This window comes from Pseudomonas sp. Leaf15 (assembly GCF_001421425.1).
Taxonomy (GTDB): domain Bacteria; phylum Pseudomonadota; class Gammaproteobacteria; order Pseudomonadales; family Pseudomonadaceae; genus Aquipseudomonas; species Aquipseudomonas salomonii.
Genome location: NZ_LMKI01000002.1, coordinates 142425 through 161845 on the forward strand (window position 1 = coordinate 142425; position 19421 = coordinate 161845).

At 59.7% G+C, this 19421-nt stretch carries 14 protein-coding genes and 1 pseudogene; 2 read left to right on the forward strand and 13 right to left on the reverse strand.

All coding sequences use genetic code 11. The annotated features are described in order from the left end of the window. Positions 1–121 precede the first annotated feature (121 nt). Positions 122–859 (forward strand): substrate-binding periplasmic protein, encoded by a 738-nt coding sequence (locus tag ASE80_RS03960; protein WP_056857753.1) that lies wholly within the window; start codon positions 122–124, stop codon positions 857–859. Between the two features lie 94 nt (positions 860–953). On the opposite strand, the gene yccS is transcribed toward ASE80_RS03960, so the two are convergent. The 10 genes and pseudogenes from yccS to ASE80_RS31605 all read right to left on the reverse strand — a co-directional run. Further along, a complete protein-coding gene (gene yccS / locus ASE80_RS03965) occupies positions 954–3137 on the reverse strand; it encodes a YccS family putative transporter (RefSeq protein WP_056857754.1) in 2184 nt (727 codons plus the stop codon). A 217-nt stretch (positions 3138–3354) separates the two neighbouring features. Beyond that, positions 3355–4533, reverse strand: a complete 1179-nt coding sequence (locus ASE80_RS03970; RefSeq protein WP_056857755.1) for an NAD(P)/FAD-dependent oxidoreductase — start codon at positions 4531–4533, stop codon at positions 3355–3357. Between the two features lie 131 nt (positions 4534–4664). Continuing rightward, the gene (gene dbpA / locus ASE80_RS03975) at positions 4665–6002 is read right to left on the reverse strand and encodes an ATP-dependent RNA helicase DbpA (RefSeq protein WP_232626477.1); all 1338 of its coding nucleotides are present in this window, start codon (positions 6000–6002) and stop codon (positions 4665–4667) included. 130 nt (positions 6003–6132) lie between these two features. Then, positions 6133–7560, reverse strand: a complete 1428-nt coding sequence (gene mdtD / locus ASE80_RS03980) for a multidrug transporter subunit MdtD (protein ID WP_056857756.1) — start codon at positions 7558–7560, stop codon at positions 6133–6135. Positions 7561–7596: 36 nt separating this feature from the next. Beyond that, positions 7597–8487 carry an alpha/beta fold hydrolase gene (locus ASE80_RS03985; protein WP_056857757.1) on the reverse strand — a complete coding sequence of 297 codons (891 nt, stop codon included), beginning with the start codon at positions 8485–8487 and terminating at the stop codon, positions 7597–7599. 256 nt (positions 8488–8743) lie between these two features. Continuing rightward, a complete protein-coding gene (locus ASE80_RS03990; RefSeq protein ID WP_056857758.1) occupies positions 8744–9478 on the reverse strand; it encodes a hypothetical protein in 735 nt (244 codons plus the stop codon). A 59-nt stretch (positions 9479–9537) separates the two neighbouring features. Further along, positions 9538–10980 (reverse strand): hypothetical protein, encoded by a 1443-nt coding sequence (locus ASE80_RS03995; protein WP_133257331.1) that lies wholly within the window; start codon positions 10978–10980, stop codon positions 9538–9540. Between the two features lie 227 nt (positions 10981–11207). Then, positions 11208–12524 (reverse strand): TldD/PmbA family protein, encoded by a 1317-nt coding sequence (locus ASE80_RS04000; RefSeq protein WP_056857760.1) that lies wholly within the window; start codon positions 12522–12524, stop codon positions 11208–11210. Beyond that, positions 12524–13966, reverse strand: a complete 1443-nt coding sequence (locus tag ASE80_RS04005; RefSeq protein ID WP_056857761.1) for a TldD/PmbA family protein — start codon at positions 13964–13966, stop codon at positions 12524–12526. The genes ASE80_RS04000 and ASE80_RS04005 overlap by 1 nt, the downstream gene beginning before the upstream one ends. 165 nt (positions 13967–14131) lie before the next feature. Next, positions 14132–14293, reverse strand: a pseudogene (locus tag ASE80_RS31605) (hypothetical protein); the annotation flags it as partial. A 135-nt stretch (positions 14294–14428) separates the two neighbouring features. On the opposite strand from ASE80_RS31605, the gene ASE80_RS30610 reads away from it, so the two are divergent. Then, the gene (locus ASE80_RS30610) at positions 14429–15004 is read left to right on the forward strand and encodes a hypothetical protein (RefSeq protein ID WP_133257332.1); all 576 of its coding nucleotides are present in this window, start codon (positions 14429–14431) and stop codon (positions 15002–15004) included. A gap of 148 nt (positions 15005–15152) precedes the next feature. On the opposite strand, the gene betA is transcribed toward ASE80_RS30610, so the two are convergent. From betA to betI, 3 genes are all read right to left on the reverse strand, one after another. Next, entirely contained in the window at positions 15153–16856 is a 1704-nt protein-coding gene (gene betA, locus ASE80_RS04010; protein ID WP_056857762.1) for a choline dehydrogenase, read from the reverse strand. A gap of 144 nt (positions 16857–17000) precedes the next feature. After that, a complete protein-coding gene (gene betB, locus ASE80_RS04015; RefSeq protein ID WP_017139377.1) occupies positions 17001–18473 on the reverse strand; it encodes a betaine-aldehyde dehydrogenase in 1473 nt (490 codons plus the stop codon). 109 nt (positions 18474–18582) lie between these two features. After that, entirely contained in the window at positions 18583–19176 is a 594-nt protein-coding gene (betI, locus tag ASE80_RS04020) for a transcriptional regulator BetI (RefSeq protein WP_010207128.1), read from the reverse strand. Positions 19177–19421 lie beyond the last annotated feature (245 nt).

Below are 19421 nucleotides of genomic sequence, written 5' to 3' on the forward strand. Positions count from 1 at the left end.
CGTCAATTTGCCATCATTCAGTTCGTTCGCTGCTGGCGTCTTTGTGTAATCTGCAATACAGGCTCATTGATGAGCTACTGTTATCAGGCCACTGCCTGCCTGCCCGCCAAGGACCTTGAGCATGCCGCGATTTTCTCGTGCCGTTGCTTTGATTGGAGTGTTGCTGCTGGCCCAGCCCGCGGTGGCGCAGCGCTTGCGCCTGGTGGCGGATGTATGGCCACCGTTTACCGATTCGACCTTGATTAACGGTGGCCTGGCCACTGACATTGTCAGTACGGCGCTGGCCCGGGCAGGGTATGCCAGTGATTTCGAACAAGTGCCATGGGCGCGGGCGTTAATGGGCGTGGGCGATGGCCGTTATGACGTGTTGATCAACGCCTGGTACGACGATGCCCGCACCAAGCTGGGCCAGTTTTCCGGCGAATACCTGATGAATCGCGTGCGGTTTATCAAGCGCCGCGACGACCCCATCGATTATCAGAACCTGGAGCAACTGCACGACGATCCCATCGCAGTGGTGCGCGGCTACGCCTACTCGGCGGCGTTCGAGCAGGATGCGCAGCTGCAGAAAGTGCCCGTGCATAACTTCGCCATGGCGGTGCGCATGCTGGCGGCCAACCGCGTCAAGCTGACCCTGGAAGATGAGTTTGTCGCCCGCTATTACCTGGCGCGGGAGTCGCCCCGGGTGCGCAATGCGGTGGAGTTTTTACCCAAGCCACTGAGCGAGAACAGCCTGCATATTCTGGTGAGCCTGAAGAACCCGGAGCATGAGCAGATTGTGGCCAGCTTTGATCGGGAGATTGCCAGGATGAAGGCAGATGGCAGTTATGCGCGGTTGATGAAGGCGCATGGGATGTAGTGTTCTGGCGGGCCCCATCGCAGGCAAGCCAGCTCCCACATTTTGATTTGTGAACACAGTCAAATGTGGGAGCTGGCTTGCCTGCGACGGCGGTCTACGCCGCGCTGGTATCTTTGATCAGATGCGCCGCCAACGTGCGCAACGGCCCCAACTGCCGGCAGATCAACGCCAGTTGCGTCTGCACCAACCGCTGCCCCTCATCGATCTCATCGGGCATCTGCTCCAGGTCCGCCGCCAACGCTTCCTCGGCATCACTCTGAATCGCGATCGGCTGCTTGTTGGCCAGCCCCGTGGCAATTTCGTCGATGCTCGCCGCCAGGCTGTTCCCGGCGCCGTCGATCAGATGTTCACGCACGTCGGCCGGTAATTGAGTCTCTCGATGGGCACCCAGCCCGGAAAGGTAGCTGAGCAAGGTGTGGGACAACACCAGAAAGCGGAAGCCCACATCGGCTTCCTTACGGAAATGTCCAGGTTCCATGAGCATATTCGCCAGCGTGGTCGACAGCGCCGCATCGGCGTTGTGCGCATTGCGCCGCGCCAGCCGGTAGGCCAGGTCGTCGCTCTTGCCGGCGGCGTATTGCTGCATGATCTGGCGCAGGTAAATGCTGTTGCAGGTCAGGGTGTTGGCCAGCACCTTGTTCAGGCGCCGGCCTTGCCAGTCCGGCAGGAACAGGAACACCGCCAGGCCGGCAATCAAACTGCCCAGCAAGGTATCGAACAGGCGTGGCAGGAACAGCCCGTAACCGTCGCCCACCTGGTTGAAGCAGAACAGCACCATCAGGGTGATCGCCGCCGTGGCCAGGGTGTAGCGGGTGGTGCGGTTGATAAAGAACACCAGGCCTGCGGCGATGGCGAACATCGACTGCACCAGCGGGCTTGGGAACAGGTCGAACAGCGCCCAGGCCACGGTCAGGCCGATGGCGGTGCCGATGATCCGCTGGCCTAGCTTGCGCCGCGTGGCGCCGTAGTTGGGCTGGCACACAAACAGGGTGGTGAGGATGATCCAGTAGCCCTGGGAGGGGTGGATGAGGTGCACCATCCAGTAGCCGATACTCAGCGCCAGCGGCAGGCGCAGGGCGTGACGGAACAGCAGTGACGTCGGCGTCAGTTGCGTGCGCAGGCGCGTCCACATTTCCTTGAGGTTGCGCGGTGCACGGTCCAGCAGGCTGCTGTCGGTGGCGTCGGCCAGGGAGTCGGGGTTGCTGGCATCGCCGAGCAGGCGGTCGAGGGTGGACAGGTTGGCGGCCAATGCCCGCAACGAGCGCAGCAGGCCGCGCCAGGCCGTGTTGCTCTGGATGCGCAGGTGTTCCAGCGAGGCGTTCAGGTCGCCCAGGGCTTCAGCGAAGCTGTCGTCATAAATGAACGGCTGGCGCAGCTGGATCGATTCGGCCAGGGCCTGGCAGGCCTTGCCTTGCTGGCGCAACAGGCGCTGGCAGCGGAACAGCACGTCGCTGTGGAAGAAGGCTTCGGCCAGGGCGTTGTAAGGGTAGTGGGACGAGCTGGCGCGTTCGTGGATATCCTGGGCCAGAAAGTACAGTTTCAGGTAACGGCTGACTTTCGAGCCTGGGCGGCCATTGCCTACGCGGTGCAGGATGATTTCTTTGGCGGCATTCAGCGCCGCCACCACCCGGCCGTTTTGCTGGGCCAGTTCCAGGCGGCGCGCTTCCACATCCAGTTGGCGAATCGGCTCGAACAGCGATGATTTGAGCTTGAGGTAACGCCCCAGCTCGCGAAACAACCGCGCCAGGCTTTGCTGCACCGGCTGGTTGGAAAACAGCACCTGCCACAGCACCGACAGCACGCCATACCACGCGGCACCGGCCACCAGCAGCAACGGCTCATGCCAGAAGTCGGTGACGGCGCCACCGCGCTGGTCCACGCCGATCATGGTGTACACCGACAGAATCAACGTCGCTGAAGCAATCGCGCCATAACGTTCGCCCAACGCGCCGAGCATGGTCAGGCAGAAGCTGGCCAGGGCCAGGGCGATGGCGAAGATCCAGGGATAGGGGAACAGCAGCTCAACCGACAGCGCGGCGACGCTGAAACACACCAGCGTCACGGCCAGTGCATTCAGGCGGCCTTGCCAGCTGTCATCGGTCTCGGCCAGGGCGCTGGCGATAATCCCCAGGAACAGCGGGATCAGCAGGGTCATTTCGTTCTGATACCAGCACAGCGCCATGCTGCCGGTGAGGGCGATGAATACCCGAACGCTGTAACTGAATTTATCCAGCGCCCACAGGCGCCGCATGGACTGCTTGAACGAGGTCGATGACATGAAGTCTGGAGTCTTCCGGGACGATGCCGCTAAATTGAGCCAGTAATGACGCCACGGCAAGCGTGGCGATCACATGTAACAGCAAAATTTATTCCAGCCAACACCTTAAGAACACCACGAAACTACTGTGGGAGCTGGCTTGCCTGCGATAGCGGCGGTGAATCCACCACCGCTATCGCAGGCGAGCCAGCTCCCACCTGTTGACTGCGTACATTCTTCAGGCGTATTGGGCGGCTGCGTAACCGGAAGCCCATGCCCACTGGAAGTTGAACCCACCCAGGTGACCGGTCACATCAAGCACTTCACCGATAAAGTACAAGCCCGGGCTTTTCAGCGATTCCATGGTCTTGGACGACACTTCCCGCGTGTCAACACCACCCAGCGTCACCTCGGCCGTGCGATAGCCTTCGGTGCCTGCCGGCACTAACTGCCAGCTCGACAGCTTTTGCGCGATGTCGGCGACTTCGGCGTGGGTGTATTGCTTCATCGGCTTGGACACAAACCAGCTCTGCGCCAACAGGTTGGCCATCTTCTTGGTGAAGATCTCACCCAGCAGGGTTTTCAGCTCGCTGTTGGGGTGCTCGACCTGTTGCTGTTGTAGCCAGGTGTGGGCGTCGTGGTCGGGCAGCAGGTTGATTACCACCGTGTCGCCGGTTTCCCAGTACGACGAAATCTGCAAAATTGCCGGGCCACTGAGGCCGCGGTGGGTAAACAGGATGTTCTCGCGAAAGCTCTGATCGTTGCAGCTCACCAGGCAATCCACAGATGTGCCGGACAGCTCGCCGCACAACTCCTTGAGCTGGTCGGTGATGGTGAACGGCACCAAACCTGCGCGGGTCGGCAGCAGTTCGTGGCCAAATTGCTTGGCCACCTGGTAACCAAAACCGGTGGCGCCCAGGGTCGGAATCGACAGGCCGCCCGTGGCGATCACCAGGGATTCGCAGCGCAGTTCGCCCAAGGTGGTTTGCAACTGATAGCCGCCGTCGACTTTGGCGATTTCCTCGATGGAAGTGTCCAGGTGCAGGCTCACGCCGGTCTGGATGCACTCATCGAGCAGCATGCCGAGGATGTCGCTGGATTTGTTATCGCAGAACAGCTGGCCGAGTTTTTTCTCGTGGTACGGCACGCCGTGCTTGGCCACCAGCCCGATGAAATCCCACTGAGTGTAGCGGGCCAGGGCCGACTTGCAGAAGTGCGCGTTGTGCGAGAGGAAGTTGGCCGGCTCGGTGTACATGTTGGTGAAATTGCAGCGGCCACCGCCGGACATCAGGATCTTTTTGCCGGCCTTGTTGGCGTGGTCGATCAGCATCACCTTGCGCCCACGCCCGGCGGCGGTCAGTGCGCACATCAAGCCTGCGGCGCCGGCGCCAATGATCACAACTTCGGTCGAGCGCAAAACAGTTTCCTCATGTTCATCAGATCATTCCCACGCTCTGCGTGGGAACGCATCCCGTGACGCTCTGCGTCACAAAGCGGACGCAGAGCGTCCATGGCGGCATTCCCACGCGGAGCGTGGGAACGATCAGGTCAGAGGATGCGCACGCGCAACGAGCGGCCTTTGATCTTGCCGTCATTCAAACGCTGCAACGCCTGCTTGGCGATCCCGCGCTCAACAGCCACGAACGCCTGGAAATCAAAGATCGCGATCTTGCCGACCTGGGCACCCGGAATCCCGGCGTCACCGGTCAGTGCGCCAAGGATGTCGCCTGGGCGAACCTTGTCTTTACGGCCGGCGGCGATGCACAGCGTGCTCATCTGTGGCAGCAACGGGCCACCGCTTTGCGGCTTGAGGTTGTCCAGTTGGTCCCAGTTCAGCGGCGACTTTTGCAGTTGCTCGATGGCCTGGGCGCGGTGCGCTTCGGACGGTGCCACCAGGCTGATGGCGATGCCGGTCTCACCGGCGCGACCGGTACGGCCTACGCGGTGGATGTGGATTTCCGAGTCGCGGGCCAGTTCGACGTTGATCACCATGTCCAGCGAGTCAATGTCCAGGCCACGGGCGGCGACGTCGGTCGCCACCAGCACTGAAGTGCTGCGGTTGGCGAACATCGCCAGTACCTGGTCACGGTCGCGCTGTTCCAGGTCGCCATGCAGGCCGACGGCGGAGATGCCTTTGGCGGTCAGGTGATCCACAGTTTCCTGCACTTGCTGCTTGGTAAAGCAGAACGCCACGCAAGACGCCGGACGGAAGTGCGCCAGCACCTTGGTCACCGCGTCCATGCGCTCTTCCGGCGAGATCTCGTAGAAACGCTGCTCGATCTGGTCGTCGGAGTGGAAGGCTTCGGCCTTCACTTGCTGCGGCGCGCGCATGAACTTGGAGGCCAGCTGCTTGATGCTCACCGGGTAGGTGGCCGAGAACAGCAGGGTCTGGCGGCGCGGCGGGGTCTTGCTGATGATGTCTTCGATGGCGTCGTAGAAGCCCATGTCGAGCATGCGGTCGGCTTCGTCGAGGATCAGCGTGTTCAGGCCGTCCAGCACCAGCGAACCTTTGCGCAGGTGTTGCTGGATACGGCCCGGTGTGCCGACGATGACGTGGGCGCCGTGTTCCAGCGAGGCGATCTGCGGGCCGAGGGACACGCCGCCACAAAGGGTCAGTACCTTGATGTTGTCTTCGGCACGCGCCAGGCGACGGATTTCCTTGGCGACCTGGTCAGCCAGCTCACGCGTCGGGCACATCACCAGCGCCTGGCAGCCGAAGTAACGCGGGTTGATCGGGTTGAGCAGGCCGATGCCGAAGGCGGCGGTCTTGCCGCTGCCGGTCTTGGCTTGGGCGATCAGGTCCAGCCCCTTGAGGATCACCGGCAAGCTTTGCGCCTGGATCTGCGTCATCTCGACGTAACCCAGCGAGTCGAGGTTAGCCAGCATGGCGGCGGACAGGGGCAAAGTATTAAAAGCGGTGGCGATGGTAGTCACGGGACTGGCTCTGCAAAACAAAATGTCGCGCAGTGTACCAGCCCTGTGGGATTTTCCCTGCAAGTTCTAGACGAGAAGCCTGTTAATGCTCAAGGTCGTGCTCGCGGCTGACCACCCGTTTGCCGTCTTTTGGCGACAGTTGCAGGAAGATCGCCGCTGCCAGCATGGCCATGATGCCGACGGTCAGGAAGGTCAGTTGGAACGCGCCCAACACGCTTTCCACGCCGTCATTGCCCGCTTCGCCCGTAAAGCCGCCGAGCAAGGCACCGGCACAGGCTACGCCCAGGCTCAAGGACAATTGCGCCACCACCGAGAGCAAACTGTTGCCGCTGCTGGCCTGGGCGTCGTCGAGGTCGATCAGGGTGACGGTGTTCATCGCGGTAAATTGCAGCGAGTTGATCGCACCCAGCACCGCCAGCATGCACAGCAGCAGCGGGTAGGGTGTGTGTTCGCTGACCAGGCCCATGCTGGCCAGCATGATGCCCAGCGCCAGGGTGTTGCCGGTGAGCACAATGCGATAGCCCAGCCGCTCGATCAGTGGCCGGGCGATGGACTTGGCAAACATCGCCGCCGCCGCCAGGGGCAGCATGCTCATCCCGGCTTCGGAGGGCGAATAACCCAGTGCCACCTGCAGCAGCAACGGCACCAGAAATGGCAGCGCGCCGCTGCCCAACCGCGCGAACAGGTTGCCGAGGATGCCCACGGCAAAGGTGCGGGTTTTGAACAGTACCGGCGAGAACAGCGGGTTATCGATATGCCCGGCGCGCAGCCAGTACGCGGCCAGGCAGGCGAGCCCGCCGAACAACAGCAACATCACCCGCAGGTGCGGCAGGTGCAGTTCGCCCAGGCCTTCCATGGCGATGGTGATCAACACCATCGCCGCGCCAAACAGCACAAACCCCACACTGTCAAAGCGCGTGCGTTCGCTGCCGCGCAAGTCGGGGATGAGCTTCCACACGGCGTAGCAGCCGACCATGCCCACCGGCAGGTTGATCAGGAAGATCCAGTGCCAGGTCAGGTATTGCACCATCCAGCCGCCCATGGTGGGGCCGAGCAAGGGGCCGAGCAGGCCGGGGATGGTGATGAAGCCCATGATGCGTACGAGTTCGGAGCGCGGATAAGCGCGCAAGACCACCAGCCGCCCGACCGGCAGCATCAGCGCACCGCCCAAGCCCTGGATGACCCGCGCGCCGACCAGCATGGTCAAGCTGCTCGACAAGGCGCACAGCAAGGAACCGATGCTGAACAGCATGATCGCGCCGAAGAAGATTTTTTTGGTGCCGAAGCGGTCGGCCACCCAGCCCGAAGCCGGAATCAGCAAGGCGACGGTGAGCATGTAGGCGATCACCACCCCTTGCATGCGCAGCGGGTTTTCCGCCAAGTCCCGCGCCATGGCCGGCAGCGCAGTGTTGAGAATCGTCCCGTCCAGCGACTGCATGAAGAAGGCAATCGCTACCACCCAGGGTAGCCAGCGGGCGGTCTTGGCATCGAGAGGGGCGCGATTCGGCATATGAACCCTTTTTATTAGCAGGCTATGTGTTGGCGATTATGCGCCATCCGTCGCTCCTTTTCCCACTGGCGGTTCGTCTAATTCCGACAACGCCGCGTGCTCTCCCACCAGGAAATTCAAGAGTGCACGGTGCACCGCCATGGCCGCTTCGCGCGACTCCAAATCAAGTAAATGCCCGGTGTGTTCGGCGACCGCAAAGCTGCTGCGGCCGACATAGTCCTTGAAGAGCCGGGCCTCGGCTGCCGGCGTGTATTCATCCAGTGCGCCGTTGAGGAAGTGCACCGGGGTTTCGATCCGGGTCAGCGCCGGCAGGTAATTGCCATCGCCCAAGGCCAGCACCTGATGGATATGGAAACGCGCCTGGCGGTACTCGGTGGTGGCCATGTTCGACAGGTGTCGATGGTTGTTGCGCTTGAGGCGTGGCGACAGGTATTTGCCGACGGTTTCGTTGAGCAAGTGGCCGACGGCGGATTTGTCATCGGCCTCGATCAGCACGCGCACACGCTCCACGTAGTCGAGCATGGCCTGGTTGAGGTTGGGCGCCAGGGCCATCACCACCGAGCTTTGAATGGAGGGTGGGTTGTGCGCCAGGGTCAGCAAGGTGGAGATGCCGCCCCAGGAGGCCGACACCAGATGGTTGACCTCGAAGCGCTCTACCAGGGCGCGCAGGATTTGTACCTCGTCGTCCTTGGTCACAAGGTCGAGGTCGGTGTTGTGCTCGCGCGAATAGCCGGAGAAGGGCAGGTCGAACAGCAGCACATTAAAATGCTCCGCCAGGCATTTGCTGGTTCGCGCGAAAGAGCGCGTGGTAGACAGCGCGCCGTTGACCATCAGCACGGTGTTTTTTTTCGAATCGTTTCCTAGCTGCTCAACATGAACGTTGTAGTGCTTGAACAGTTTCTCTATGACAAAACTTCCATGATTCATGTCAACGCTCCAGCTTGCCCTTCCCGGGCAAGGTCATCCATCACTTGTAGTTCAAGCGGGTTAGGGACGGCGAGATAGTGGTTGGATTTATTTTTATCGCGCAGATATGGCTACATGCCACCAGCTTTATAGCGAGGTTTTTTACGTGGAACAACCGGTCAAAGGGTCAAATGTCGGAGAAAGCGAAAGTTCGTCGTAACCGAAAAGAATTGCCTGTAGGAAGCGGTGTTCTTCTCGGTTGACGGGAGGCCGGGCGTTACACCAGAAGCCATGCGTGAGGCGCTTTTTCCCATCCGGAATTGGCCAGTGGCAGTTTGACGCCCCACAGGTCAATGAAGCCGTCAATGACGGCTACCGAATGATGAGCGGTGGCGAGGGTGCCGATGGCGCCATTTTTCAAGGCTTGAACGTCGCCTTTGCGCATGTGGTTTATCAGCCCCAGTCGACCCAACGCTTCGCCTGGGCTTTCGCCGTCGTTCAAGGTCCTCAGTGCCGCTTCATAGCCTTGATGGGCGCTATAGTCGTTATCTTCGTTTTGCGCCCGCTTTGCACTCAAGGCATATAAAACAATGGCGTGCTGCAATACCTTGCCTCGTCCGGCGAACCCGGCGCTTGCCCTGGCCATTTCCAGTTCGGCGTGGGTGATAGCGGTTTTGACGCCGTCCTTCATCGTCACCTCAATGCCTTCGCGGGTGCTTTTGAACGTGTCGAAGATATCCGCGGGGTGATGGCCGAACTTCACCATCGCGGCTTTAATGGCTGACACAGTGACGCAGTTTCCCTCCCTCACCTGAAAGAAATCTTTCCATATGTTTTTAACGCGCATGCCGGAGGTTGTGCGGGAGTGATCCGTGGGCGTGGGTGACGGCTCAAGGCTCTGTGTGTAGTGAGACCTGATGTCGCCGTGTCCCTGGCGCGGGCTGTTGATATTGCGGTTGTCGTAAGGCTGGGCGAAGTTGAGGCTGGTTGACGCGTAAAGTCCCAGATTCATGAAGTGAATCTCCTTGTCTGGCTTCGAACGGTGCGGGTTTGATCGACCATCGAGCAGGGTCAGGCCAACTGGTAGCCGTGGCGCTGGGCATTTTCATCGCCAGGGTAATAACGCCCTTCTTTGACCAGCGTGCCTTGGTTGAACAGCCCGCCGCTGTTTCCGCCAATCATTAATACCAAGCCTTCGGCGTCACCGGCCCTTTTTACGTAGTTGATCGAGCGCGTTACGCCCATGCCTTCCAACACGTTTTTTACCGTGCGCCCATTAAGATTACCTTCCAGTGCGGCCGCAAAGCTGAGCCCGAAAGACGGTATTGGCGGTTGCAGTTGTTGGCGTTTTATATACGCAGCAAAGATGAAGTTGGCATCTTTGAGTAAACCGTCATCCGCGCCGAGAAACTGTGAGTGTTCTTCGGCCAGTTCGATTTCCTCACGGGAAAGTTTAACGGTGAAGCCATCCCTGAACGTGACATGGTAATCATTGCCCGCGAAGGTCACTTTTGAAAAAACATCCGTTGGACTTTGACCGTAGCGAGACATCAAGAGCTTTATCACGTCGGCATGAACCGAGGTCTCGGCTTCGTGCATATGAGGCCTGTTTGTATAAAACCCCAACAGGGGATCATTCGGTTTTTGCCCATGGCGCCTGGACGATAGATCAGGCAGTTCGTCATTGGCGGCTGAAGGCATATCGGGTATTACCGCCATTTGGGTGCGGCCCGGTTGTTCAAGGGCAGGGGGTAACGTGGCAGGCGGGGATTTGAGGACGATAAAGCTTTCTATCCATTTCGGCGCTGGGGCCTTGCTGCCGTAGTTGTCCATGAAACCATTGGTGATCATGCCCCGCTTAAAAGAGAATTGCTTGATCGCGGGCACGGCCACCTGAGTGCCGACATCCTGAGACCAGACGTGCTGCAGCTGAGCGCCGAGCCCAAGCAGTTCCAGTGCCTTATGCCCACCGATGCCTTCGTCGGCGGATTTCAGAACAGCGCCGAAATCGTGCTTTTTAAGATCGACGCGGTAGCCCAGCTTATAAGCGTCGATTTGATATTCCACGTGTTTGCGTTTATTCATGACGGCAAATAAAAACCGTGCATCGTTGACCATCCCTTCATCATGGCCGGCAAACTTTGCATAACTCATCGCCAACTTGAGTTCTTCATGGGTAATGTGAAATTTAAAACCATCTTTCATGCCGATGTTGAAGCCTGATGCGGTGGGCGCTATTTCATCCAGTATGCTCAAGGGGCTTTGGCCCAGGCCTGACATGGCAGCCTTGATCGCGGACACCCAATCGTCGTGGTCACAGCCGCCGAAATGGGGGTAGTGCTCGTAAATGGGGAATAAACCGGTCCACAGGTTTGCTGGCGGCGAGTCTTTGGGTACGTTGGACAGTAAGTAGGTTGTCGTTGGTTGTTGGGGCTCAGGTGTTTTAGCGTTTTGTTGATAAGTTGATGGTGCTGGAAAGTGTCCGCTGTAAACGTGAGGAGAAGGCACGTGCATATAAGGTTCCTGTGGTTGATAAAAAGTGTGCCCCTCAGTGGCCCCAATCACGCAGCACGTTCCTATGGGCTATTGGCGGATATGTAACTGACCATGATTTCGGTATTTTATTGATACAGAACCAAGTTGAACCTCAGCGATTCTTGCCGATGGCTAAACATCGCCGGCAGCGGAAAAACTCAGTGGCAGCCGGCGCTGCCACTGAGTCTGAATGGAACAGTCGAGGTTTACAGCGTCAAGGTCAGACGCTTGATTAAAGCCCCCGGCAGCAAGGTGGACGAGGTATTGCGCTGGCTGTACGTACTCGCCGACAGCAGCAGTTCCCGTTCCGAGGTCAACGCTTCAAGCTGCGAGCCGAGCAGGCTGTAGACACTGTCGTCAAACCGCATGGTGCTCACCGGCGCCTTGATTTCACCGTCTTCGACCCAGAACGTGGCGAAGCGCGTCATGCCGGTCAGGCGTGCCGCCGGCAAGTCCGAGTAGTTCAGGTACCACAGGTTGCTGATGTACAAGCCAGTGCCCAATTGCTTGAGGATATCGGCCTGGGCCAGGTTGCCGGCGGCCATCTGCAAGGCGCTGGGCGACTCGTCGCTGCTGGCGCCGTTGGTGCTCAGGCCATATTCGGCAGCACTGCGCGAGTTGATCAACTGGCCCTCGGCGTTACCGGCGTTAATCAGCGTGACATCGCCGCGTGGGTAGCCTTCGGTGGAAAATGCCTGGCTCAGGGAGCCGGTGATCTGCTCATCGACCTTCACCATTGGGCTCAGCGACTGCTCACCCGTGTAGAGCTTTTGCAAGCAACTGCCTTTGCTGGCGATGGCCTGGGCGGAAAACCCGCCCCACGTGACAATGCTGAAGATTTCTTCCAACGCCGCCGGGGCCAGGTAGGCGCGGTACTGGCCGGGAGGCAGCTTGTGCAACGGGCGGCCGAGGAATTCCAGCTGCTCACGCGCCCGCTGGAAACGCTCAGTGAACGCGGCGCTGTCCCAGGTGTGCCCGGCGTAGCTGGCCTTTACCGCTTCGCCATTGGCGTGGAACAGGCTGAAATCGAAGTTGAAGCTATTGGCCTGATGCCAGCCGAACGCGCCGTCGGAGCTGGCAAAGCCACGGCTGATCGGGCCGGCAGCATAGAAGCCCACCAGGTCCACACCTTCGGCGGCCTGGCTGATATCTGCCAGCACCTGGGCCAGCTCCGGCAACGGTCGCAGTTGTTCGTTGTGGTTTTGCCAGGCGTTGTGGTTCAGCAGCAGGTACGGATCCTGCGGCAACAATGACAGGGTTTCGCGCAGTTGTTGCAGGCCATCGGCGAGGCGCTGGCGATCCAGCTCCGGCTCGCCCGCCAAGGTGATGCCCAGGTCGGCGTGGCGGCCGTCGTTGATCAGCTTGAGGTTGAGGCTGGCCTGTTCTACCTGCCCGGCTTGGCGCACTTTGGCGTGGTTGAAACGCACAAACTCCGATGATTCGTCAGCGTAGCCCAGGTGAAACTGTTCCTTGTCGGTGATGGCCTGTTTGAGCCAGTTCACCAGTGCCTTGAAGTTGTTCATCAGGCATCTCCCCCGAACACGTCGATATCACTGAACACACAGGCCGGTGAGGCGTGGCCCACGCGGATCACCTGGTTGGGTTCGCCTTTGCCGCAGTTGGGCGTGCCCAACACCTGGAAGGTGCTGGCGTCGCCGACGGCGCTGAGGTTGCGCCAGAACTGCGCGGAGATGGCGCGGTAGTTGGGGTTTTTGACCACACCCTTGAGTTCGCCGTTTTCGATCAACTGGCCCCACTCGCAGCCGAACTGGAATTTATTGCGTGCGTCATCGATGGACCAGGAGCGGTTGGTGCTCATCAGAATGCCGTGCTCGATGCCGCTGATCAGCTCGGCCTGGGTCTTGTCGCCGGCCTCGATATTGAGGTTGGCCATGCGGTCGATCGGCGGCCGATTCCAGCCGCACGCGCGGCTGTTGGCCACGCCTGGCAGGTTTGCGCGAAATTGCGACAGTGCGCCACCCAAGGGCTTGAGCAGCAGGCCATCGCGGATCAGGAATTGTTTGCTGGCGGCCGTGCCGTCGTCGTCATGCCCATAGCTGGCGAGCTGTTCGGGGATGTCCGGGTCGAAGGTCACGTTGAGCAAGGGCGAGCCGTATTGCAGGTGGCCGAAGTCGCGGGCCTTCACAAAACTGGTGCCGGCGTAGTTACGCTCATCGCCCAGGATGCGGTCCAGTTCCAGCGGATGGCCGATGGACTCGTGGATCTGCAGGATCATCTGGTCGGGCATCAGCAGCAGGTCGCGCGGGCCGTGGGGCGTGTTCGGCGCGAGCAGCAGTTGCAGGGCTTCGTCGGCGACCGTACGGGCGGCGCCGGCCAGGCCGAAGCGGCGAATCACGTTCGCACTGCCTTGCTGGCCGAAGTTGGTGCCGCCCAGGGTGCGGGTCTGGCTGTCGTTGCCGTCGAAGGCGGTGACGCTCAGGCCCGGAAAGACGAAACGCTGGGCCTGGCGCAGCTCGGCACCGGCGCTGTTGAGGTAGATCTGTTCAACCCGCGTGGTGCCCAGGCTGACTTCCCAACTCACCAGGCGCTCATCCTTGGGCACGCTGGCGGATTCATCGCCGAGCAGTTGGTAGCAGTCGCTCAGGGATGGGAAGGGCTGGTTGAGGTCGGGCGACAGGTAGTCGGCCACGTCACTGGAGACCTGTTGTGTGTGCAAGTCGAGCAAGGCGTGGGGCGAAATCTGCCGGGCTTGCTGTTCGGCGCGCTCAAGGGCGGCTTGCAGGCCGGAGAGGGAAATATCGTTGGTGGCCGCGTAGGCTTCCACGCCGTTGAGGCGCACGGTGAGCATCGCGCCTTCGTCGTGGCTAAGGTGCGGCGGCTCGGCGACGTTCTTGCGGACCGACAGGTACTGGCCGGATTCGCGCACGTAGCGCAGCGAGAAAAATTCGGCACGGGTGCGCAGGGCACTGAAGTGTTGTTTGAGGGTGGGGTGGGCGTCGAACATCGGGACCTCCTTGAGGGCAGCGCAGTCCCAGAGGCTAGCATAGGTGATCGTTCCCACGCTCTGCGTGGGAATGCCGCCTTGGACGCTCTGCGTCCGCTTTTGAAGGTCGTGACGCAGAGCGTCACAGGATGCATTCCCACGCAGAGCGTGGGAACGATCAACGGGTTACTGCGCGGTCGGGCCTACTTCACGCATCGGCTTGCCACGCACCGGCGCATCGCCTGCCACGTAGTAATCCGCAGTGCTGCGTGGCAGTGGCTTGCGGCCACGGATCTTGTCGGCGATTTTCTCGGCGATCATGATCGTCGGCGCGTTAGATGATTGTGTGCTTTCTTATTGGTTTTATATTCAAGAATAGGCTAACTAACTGTTGGTTTTCACAGGTGGCGGTATCTATTTAGTTATGTAGCATTAAGAAGTGCGGCAAAGAGGTTTTCAAATTTATTTGATGAGGTGATTTTTATGAGTACGGATCGTGGTAAGTCGTTTCTAGCTTCGTTGTGGGTAGAGGGCGCGCCCGTTAACTTTTCTCAAGTTGAGGAGAGCGGCGGTACCGTTAGTAATGTTCGATGTGAATTTATGTGTGCGAACTCTAACTCTACTCCCATGTCGATATATTTCAGGTATAGGCATGATCATTATGTTCTTTTTGTTAGGGGTGGTGAAAAACTTGGATGTGTCGGTACGGTCCATAAAGGATATTGGGTGGGAGGGGTTGGTATAAATAAGTATTATTTCTCCGCAGGTGTGCCCGATGATAATTCCATGCATGTGTATTTGCTTGACTCTTCAGGGCAACGTATAACACTTGATAATATCAGTAGTGATGAAGTGACGGTGGGTATGCAGTTCAAATTTCCAACCTCCTTTAGTCAGGCACTATCTAGGCTTGATTTGATGCCCAAGAATAAAGTGTTGTCAGAGTGGTGGTCCTACTTACAATGTGAAGGTGCGGGTGATGGCGCAATTGAGGCAATTTTCAAACTGAAAATCTTGGAGCGTAATGTCCCTTATTTAAACGACCCCAATGAAGTATGAAAACCATTGCAATTTCCGCATCGCCAATCCAGCCCGGCGCTAGAGGTCGTGGTGTTGCAGGAGCGAGTAAAAACTAAAAAACTGTCCATTCGCTCCTGCAGTCTCAGTATTGATCGTTCCCACGCAGAGCGTGGGAACGATCAACGGGTTACTGCGCGGTCGGGCCCACTTCACGCATCGGCTTGCCACGCACCGGCGCATCGCCTGCTACGTAGTAGTCGGCAGTGCTGCGCGGCAGTGGCTTGCGGCCACGGATCTTGTCGGCGATTTTCTCGGCGATCATGATCGTCGGCGCGTTGAGGTTGCCGGTGGTGATGATCGGCATGATCGACGCATCCACAACACGCAGACCTTGCATGCCATGCACGCGGCCTTCGGCGTCCACTACGGCCATCTCGTCGGTGCCCATTTTGCACGAGCAGGACGGGTGGAACGCGGTTTCAGCGTGCTCACGGATGAACTTGTCCAGCTGCTCATCGGTTTGCACGTCAATGCCCGGGCTGATTTCACGGCCACGGTATGGGTCCAGTGCCGGCTGCTTCATGATTTCGCGGGTCAGGCGAATGCCGTCACGGAATTCCTGCCAGTCCTGCTCGGTGGCCATGTAGTTGAAGAGGATGCTCGGGTAGTCTCGAGGGTTCTTCGACTTCAATTGCACGCGGCCACGGCTCGGCGAACGCATGGAACCCATGTGCGCCTGGAAACCGTGCTCTTTCACACCGTTGCTGCCGTTGTAGTTAATCGCGACCGGCAGGAAGTGGTACTGGATGTTCGGCCAATCGAAGTCTTCACGGGTACGGATAAAACCACCCGCTTCGAACTGGTTGCTGGCGCCGATGCCGGTGCCATTGAACAGCCATTCGGCACCAATGGCCGGCTGGTTGTACCAGAGCAGCGATGGGTACAGCGACACTGGCTGAGTGCAGGCGTATTGCAGGTACAGCTCAAGGTGGTCCTGCAGGTTTTCGCCGACGCCGGGCAGGTCGTGGACCACCGGGATGTCGAGGCTTTCCAGCAGTTTGGCCGGGCCCACACCGGAGCGTTGCAGCAGTTGCGGCGAAGCGATTGCGCCGCTGCACACCAGTACTTCTTTACGCGCACGGGCTTCAACACGTTCTTCGGCCGCGCCTATTAAGTAACGCACGCCCACGGCACGCTTGCCTTCAAACAACACTTTGTCGGTGAGGGCGTGGGTGACGATGGTCAGCGTCGAGCGTTTCTTGGCCGTGTCCAGGTAACCGCGTGCGGTGCTGGCGCGACGGCCCTTAGGCGTGACGGTACGGTCCATCGGGCCGAAGCCTTCTTGCTGGTAGCCGTTCAGGTCGTCGGTACGCGGGTAACCGGCCTGTACGCCGGCTTCAACCATGGCGTGGAACAGCGGGTTGTTGCCGGCTTTCGGCGTGGTCACGCTGACCGGGCCATCGCCACCGTGGTAGTCGTTGGGGCCGATGTCGCGGGTTTCGGCTTTACGGAAATACGGCAGGCAGTCGAGGTAGGTCCAGTTTTCCAGACCTGGCAGTTTTGCCCAGTTGTCGTAGTCCAGGGCGTTGCCACGGATGTAGCACATGCCGTTGATCAGCGAAGAACCGCCCAGGCCCTTGCCGCGGCCGCATTCCATCCGGCGGCCGTCCATGTGCGGCTCTGGATCGGTTTCGTAGGCCCAGTTGTAGCGGCGGCCTTGCAGCGGGAACGCCAGCGCGGCGGGCATTTGGGTACGGAAGTCAAAACGGTAGTCCGGGCCGCCGGCTTCCAGCAGCAGGACGGTGACGCCTTCGTCTTCGGTCAGACGGGTCGCCAGGGTGTTACCGGCGGAGCCGGCACCCACAATGATGTAATCGTATTCTTGGGACATTGGATGCACCCTCTTTTGAGATGGTCAGGTCGGGCCTCATCGCAGGCAAGCCAGCTCCCACATTTTATTGGGTTAACACAGCACAAAATGTGGGAGCCGGGCTTGCCCGCGATGGCGGCCTCGCGGGCAGTACAGCGCTCGGATTTAGAACACCGAGGCGTAGTCGCCCAGCTCAACCTGTACCGATTTGATGCGGGTGAAGTTGTTCAGCGAGCTGATGCCGTTCTCACGGCCCACACCGGATTGCTTGTAGCCACCGACCGGCATCTTGGCGTCGGATTCGCCCCAGGCGTTGATCCAGCAGATACCTGCTTCCAGCTGATGAATCACGCGGTGGGCGCGGTTCAGGTCCTTGGTCACCAGACCTGCGGCCAGGCCGAAGTCGGTGTCGTTGGCGCGGCGGATCACTTCTTCTTCGGTCTCGTAAGTGAGGATGCTCATCACTGGGCCAAAGATTTCTTCACGGACGATGGTCATCTCGTCAGTGCAGTCAGTGAACACAGTCGGGGCCACATAAGCGCCTTTGGCGAATTCGCCGTCGGTCAGGCGGTCGCCGCCGCACAGTACGCGGGCGCCTTCTTCCTTACCTTTGGCGATGTAGCCGAGCACGCTTTCCATGTGGGCGAAGCTGACCAGCGGGCCGAAGTTGGTGTTTTCGTCTTGTGGGTTGCCGACGCGAATGCGCGCAACACGCTCAACGATCTTGGCTTCGAACGCCGCTTGCAGGTGCTTGGGTACGAACACGCGAGTGCCGTTGGTGCAGACCTGACCGGAGCTGTAGAAGTTGGCCATCATGGCGATGTCGGCGGCGCGATCCAGGTCGGCGTCTTCGAACACGATCAGCGGGGATTTGCCGCCCAGTTCCATGGTCACTTCCTTGAGCGACGAGCTCGAAGCGCTGGCCATGACTTTCTTGCCGGTGTCGGTGCCGCCGGTGAACGAGACTTTCTCGATGCGCGGGTGCTCGGTCAGCCAGGTGCCGACTTCACGGCCGCTGCCGGTCAACACGTTGAACACGCCTGCCGGTACGCCGGCTTCGGTGTAGATCTCGGCCAGTTTCAGGGTGGTCAGCGAAGTGACTTCGCTTGGCTTGAAGATCATTGCGTTACCGGCAGCCAGGGCCGGTGCGGATTTCCACAGGGCGATCTGGATCGGGTAGTTCCACGCGCCGATACCGGCCACCACGCCCAGCGGCTCGCGGCGGGTGTAGACGAACGAAGTGTCGCGCAACGGGATCTGCTCGCCTTCGATGGCTGGCACCAGGCCTGCGTAGTATTCCAGCACGTCGGCGCCGGTGACGATGTCGACGTATTGGGTTTCGGAGAAGGCTTTACCGGTGTCCAGGGTTTCCAGGGCGGCCAGTTCATCGTTGCGCTCGCGCAGGATGTCGACGGCGCGACGCAGAATGCGCGAACGCTCCATGGCGGTCATGGCGGCCCAGATTTTCTGGCCTTTTTCGGCGCTGACCACGGCACGTTCCACGTCTTCCTTGGTGGCGCGTTGCACTTGGGCGAGAACTTCACCGTTAGCCGGGTTGATGGCTTCGAAGGTGGCATCGCTGCCAGCGTCGCTGTAGCCGCCGTCAATGTAGAGTTTTTGCAGTTCGAAACGGGCCATAAAGTCCTCGCAAGTGCATAAGTGGTTGGCGTTACCCGCCGCCAGTGGGCCATGGGGTTGTGGCAACACTGAGCGGCAGACGTTCAGGGGTTGAGCGGTTATGTGTGCTCTAACTCACCTGCTTGGCCAATTGGAAATCCATGTATTCGTAAGCGATCCGTTGCGCCTGCTCCGTGTCGAAAGCGTCTCCCGACAGGGCGCCGCGCAACCACAAACCGTCGATCAGGGCCGCCAGGCCTCGGGCTGCTTTGCGTGCGTGCGGCAGCGGTAGCACTCGGCGGAACTGGCAGCACAGGTTGGAATACAGACGTTGATCGTTGATCCGCTGCAACCTGTGCAATGACGGGTGGTGCATGCTGGTGGCCCAGAAGGCCAGCCAGGTTTTCATTGCCGGTCCGTTGACCTGGCTGGCGTCGAAGTTGCCCTCGATGATCACCCGAAGGTGCGCCCGTGGGCTGTCGTCCTTCAGCGCAAGCCTGCGTTCGTGGACGTTCTCGATCAGCACATTCATCAAGTACCGCATCGTTGCGGCGATCAGGCCGTTCTTGTCCTGAAAGTAGTGACTGATGATGCCGTTCGAGACGCCGGCCAAACGGGCGATCAGCGCAATGCTGGCATCTCCCATTCCAACCTGATCGATGGCCGTCAAAGTGGCTTCGATCAACTGCTGGCGGCGTATGGGTTGCATACCGACCTTGGGCATGTAGCACCTCTCCTTAGGCCTGCCGTTGGGCGATAAACACCCGTCGGCTTGATGGCCAGTCTATTTTGTTTTGATTGAACGTTCAATCAACAAAGAATAAGATCTGCGACAAATGGTCGCTGCCTACAGATTTTTCCTACCTGTGAGCGACGTCCTCTGACACCTGCAAAAACCCTTGAAACAGGCCGTATCAGGGCCTGGCCACTGCCTCGGCGCGGCTCAAGAATTTTCGGGGTGTCTTTATA

Excerpts from the sequence above, each read along its gene's own strand:
- ASE80_RS03960 (WP_056857753.1), top strand. The coding sequence starts at position 122 with ATGCCGCGATTTTCTCGTGCCGTTGCTTTGATTGGAGTGTTGCTGCTG.
- yccS (WP_056857754.1), bottom strand. The coding sequence starts at position 3,137 with ATGTCATCGACCTCGTTCAAGCAGTCCATGCGGCGCCTGTGGGCGCTG.
- dbpA (WP_232626477.1), bottom strand. The coding sequence starts at position 6,002 with ATGCTGGCTAACCTCGACTCGCTGGGTTACGTCGAGATGACGCAGATC.
- mdtD (WP_056857756.1), bottom strand. The coding sequence starts at position 7,560 with ATGCCGAATCGCGCCCCTCTCGATGCCAAGACCGCCCGCTGGCTACCC.
- ASE80_RS03985 (WP_056857757.1), bottom strand. The coding sequence starts at position 8,487 with ATGAATCATGGAAGTTTTGTCATAGAGAAACTGTTCAAGCACTACAAC.
- ASE80_RS03990 (WP_056857758.1), bottom strand. The coding sequence starts at position 9,478 with ATGAATCTGGGACTTTACGCGTCAACCAGCCTCAACTTCGCCCAGCCT.
- ASE80_RS03995 (WP_133257331.1), bottom strand. The coding sequence starts at position 10,980 with ATGCACGTGCCTTCTCCTCACGTTTACAGCGGACACTTTCCAGCACCA.
- ASE80_RS04000 (WP_056857760.1), bottom strand. The coding sequence starts at position 12,524 with ATGAACAACTTCAAGGCACTGGTGAACTGGCTCAAACAGGCCATCACC.
- ASE80_RS04005 (WP_056857761.1), bottom strand. The coding sequence starts at position 13,966 with ATGTTCGACGCCCACCCCACCCTCAAACAACACTTCAGTGCCCTGCGC.
- ASE80_RS30610 (WP_133257332.1), top strand. The coding sequence starts at position 14,429 with ATGAGTACGGATCGTGGTAAGTCGTTTCTAGCTTCGTTGTGGGTAGAG.
- betA (WP_056857762.1), bottom strand. The coding sequence starts at position 16,856 with ATGTCCCAAGAATACGATTACATCATTGTGGGTGCCGGCTCCGCCGGT.
- betB (WP_017139377.1), bottom strand. The coding sequence starts at position 18,473 with ATGGCCCGTTTCGAACTGCAAAAACTCTACATTGACGGCGGCTACAGC.
- betI (WP_010207128.1), bottom strand. The coding sequence starts at position 19,176 with ATGCCCAAGGTCGGTATGCAACCCATACGCCGCCAGCAGTTGATCGAA.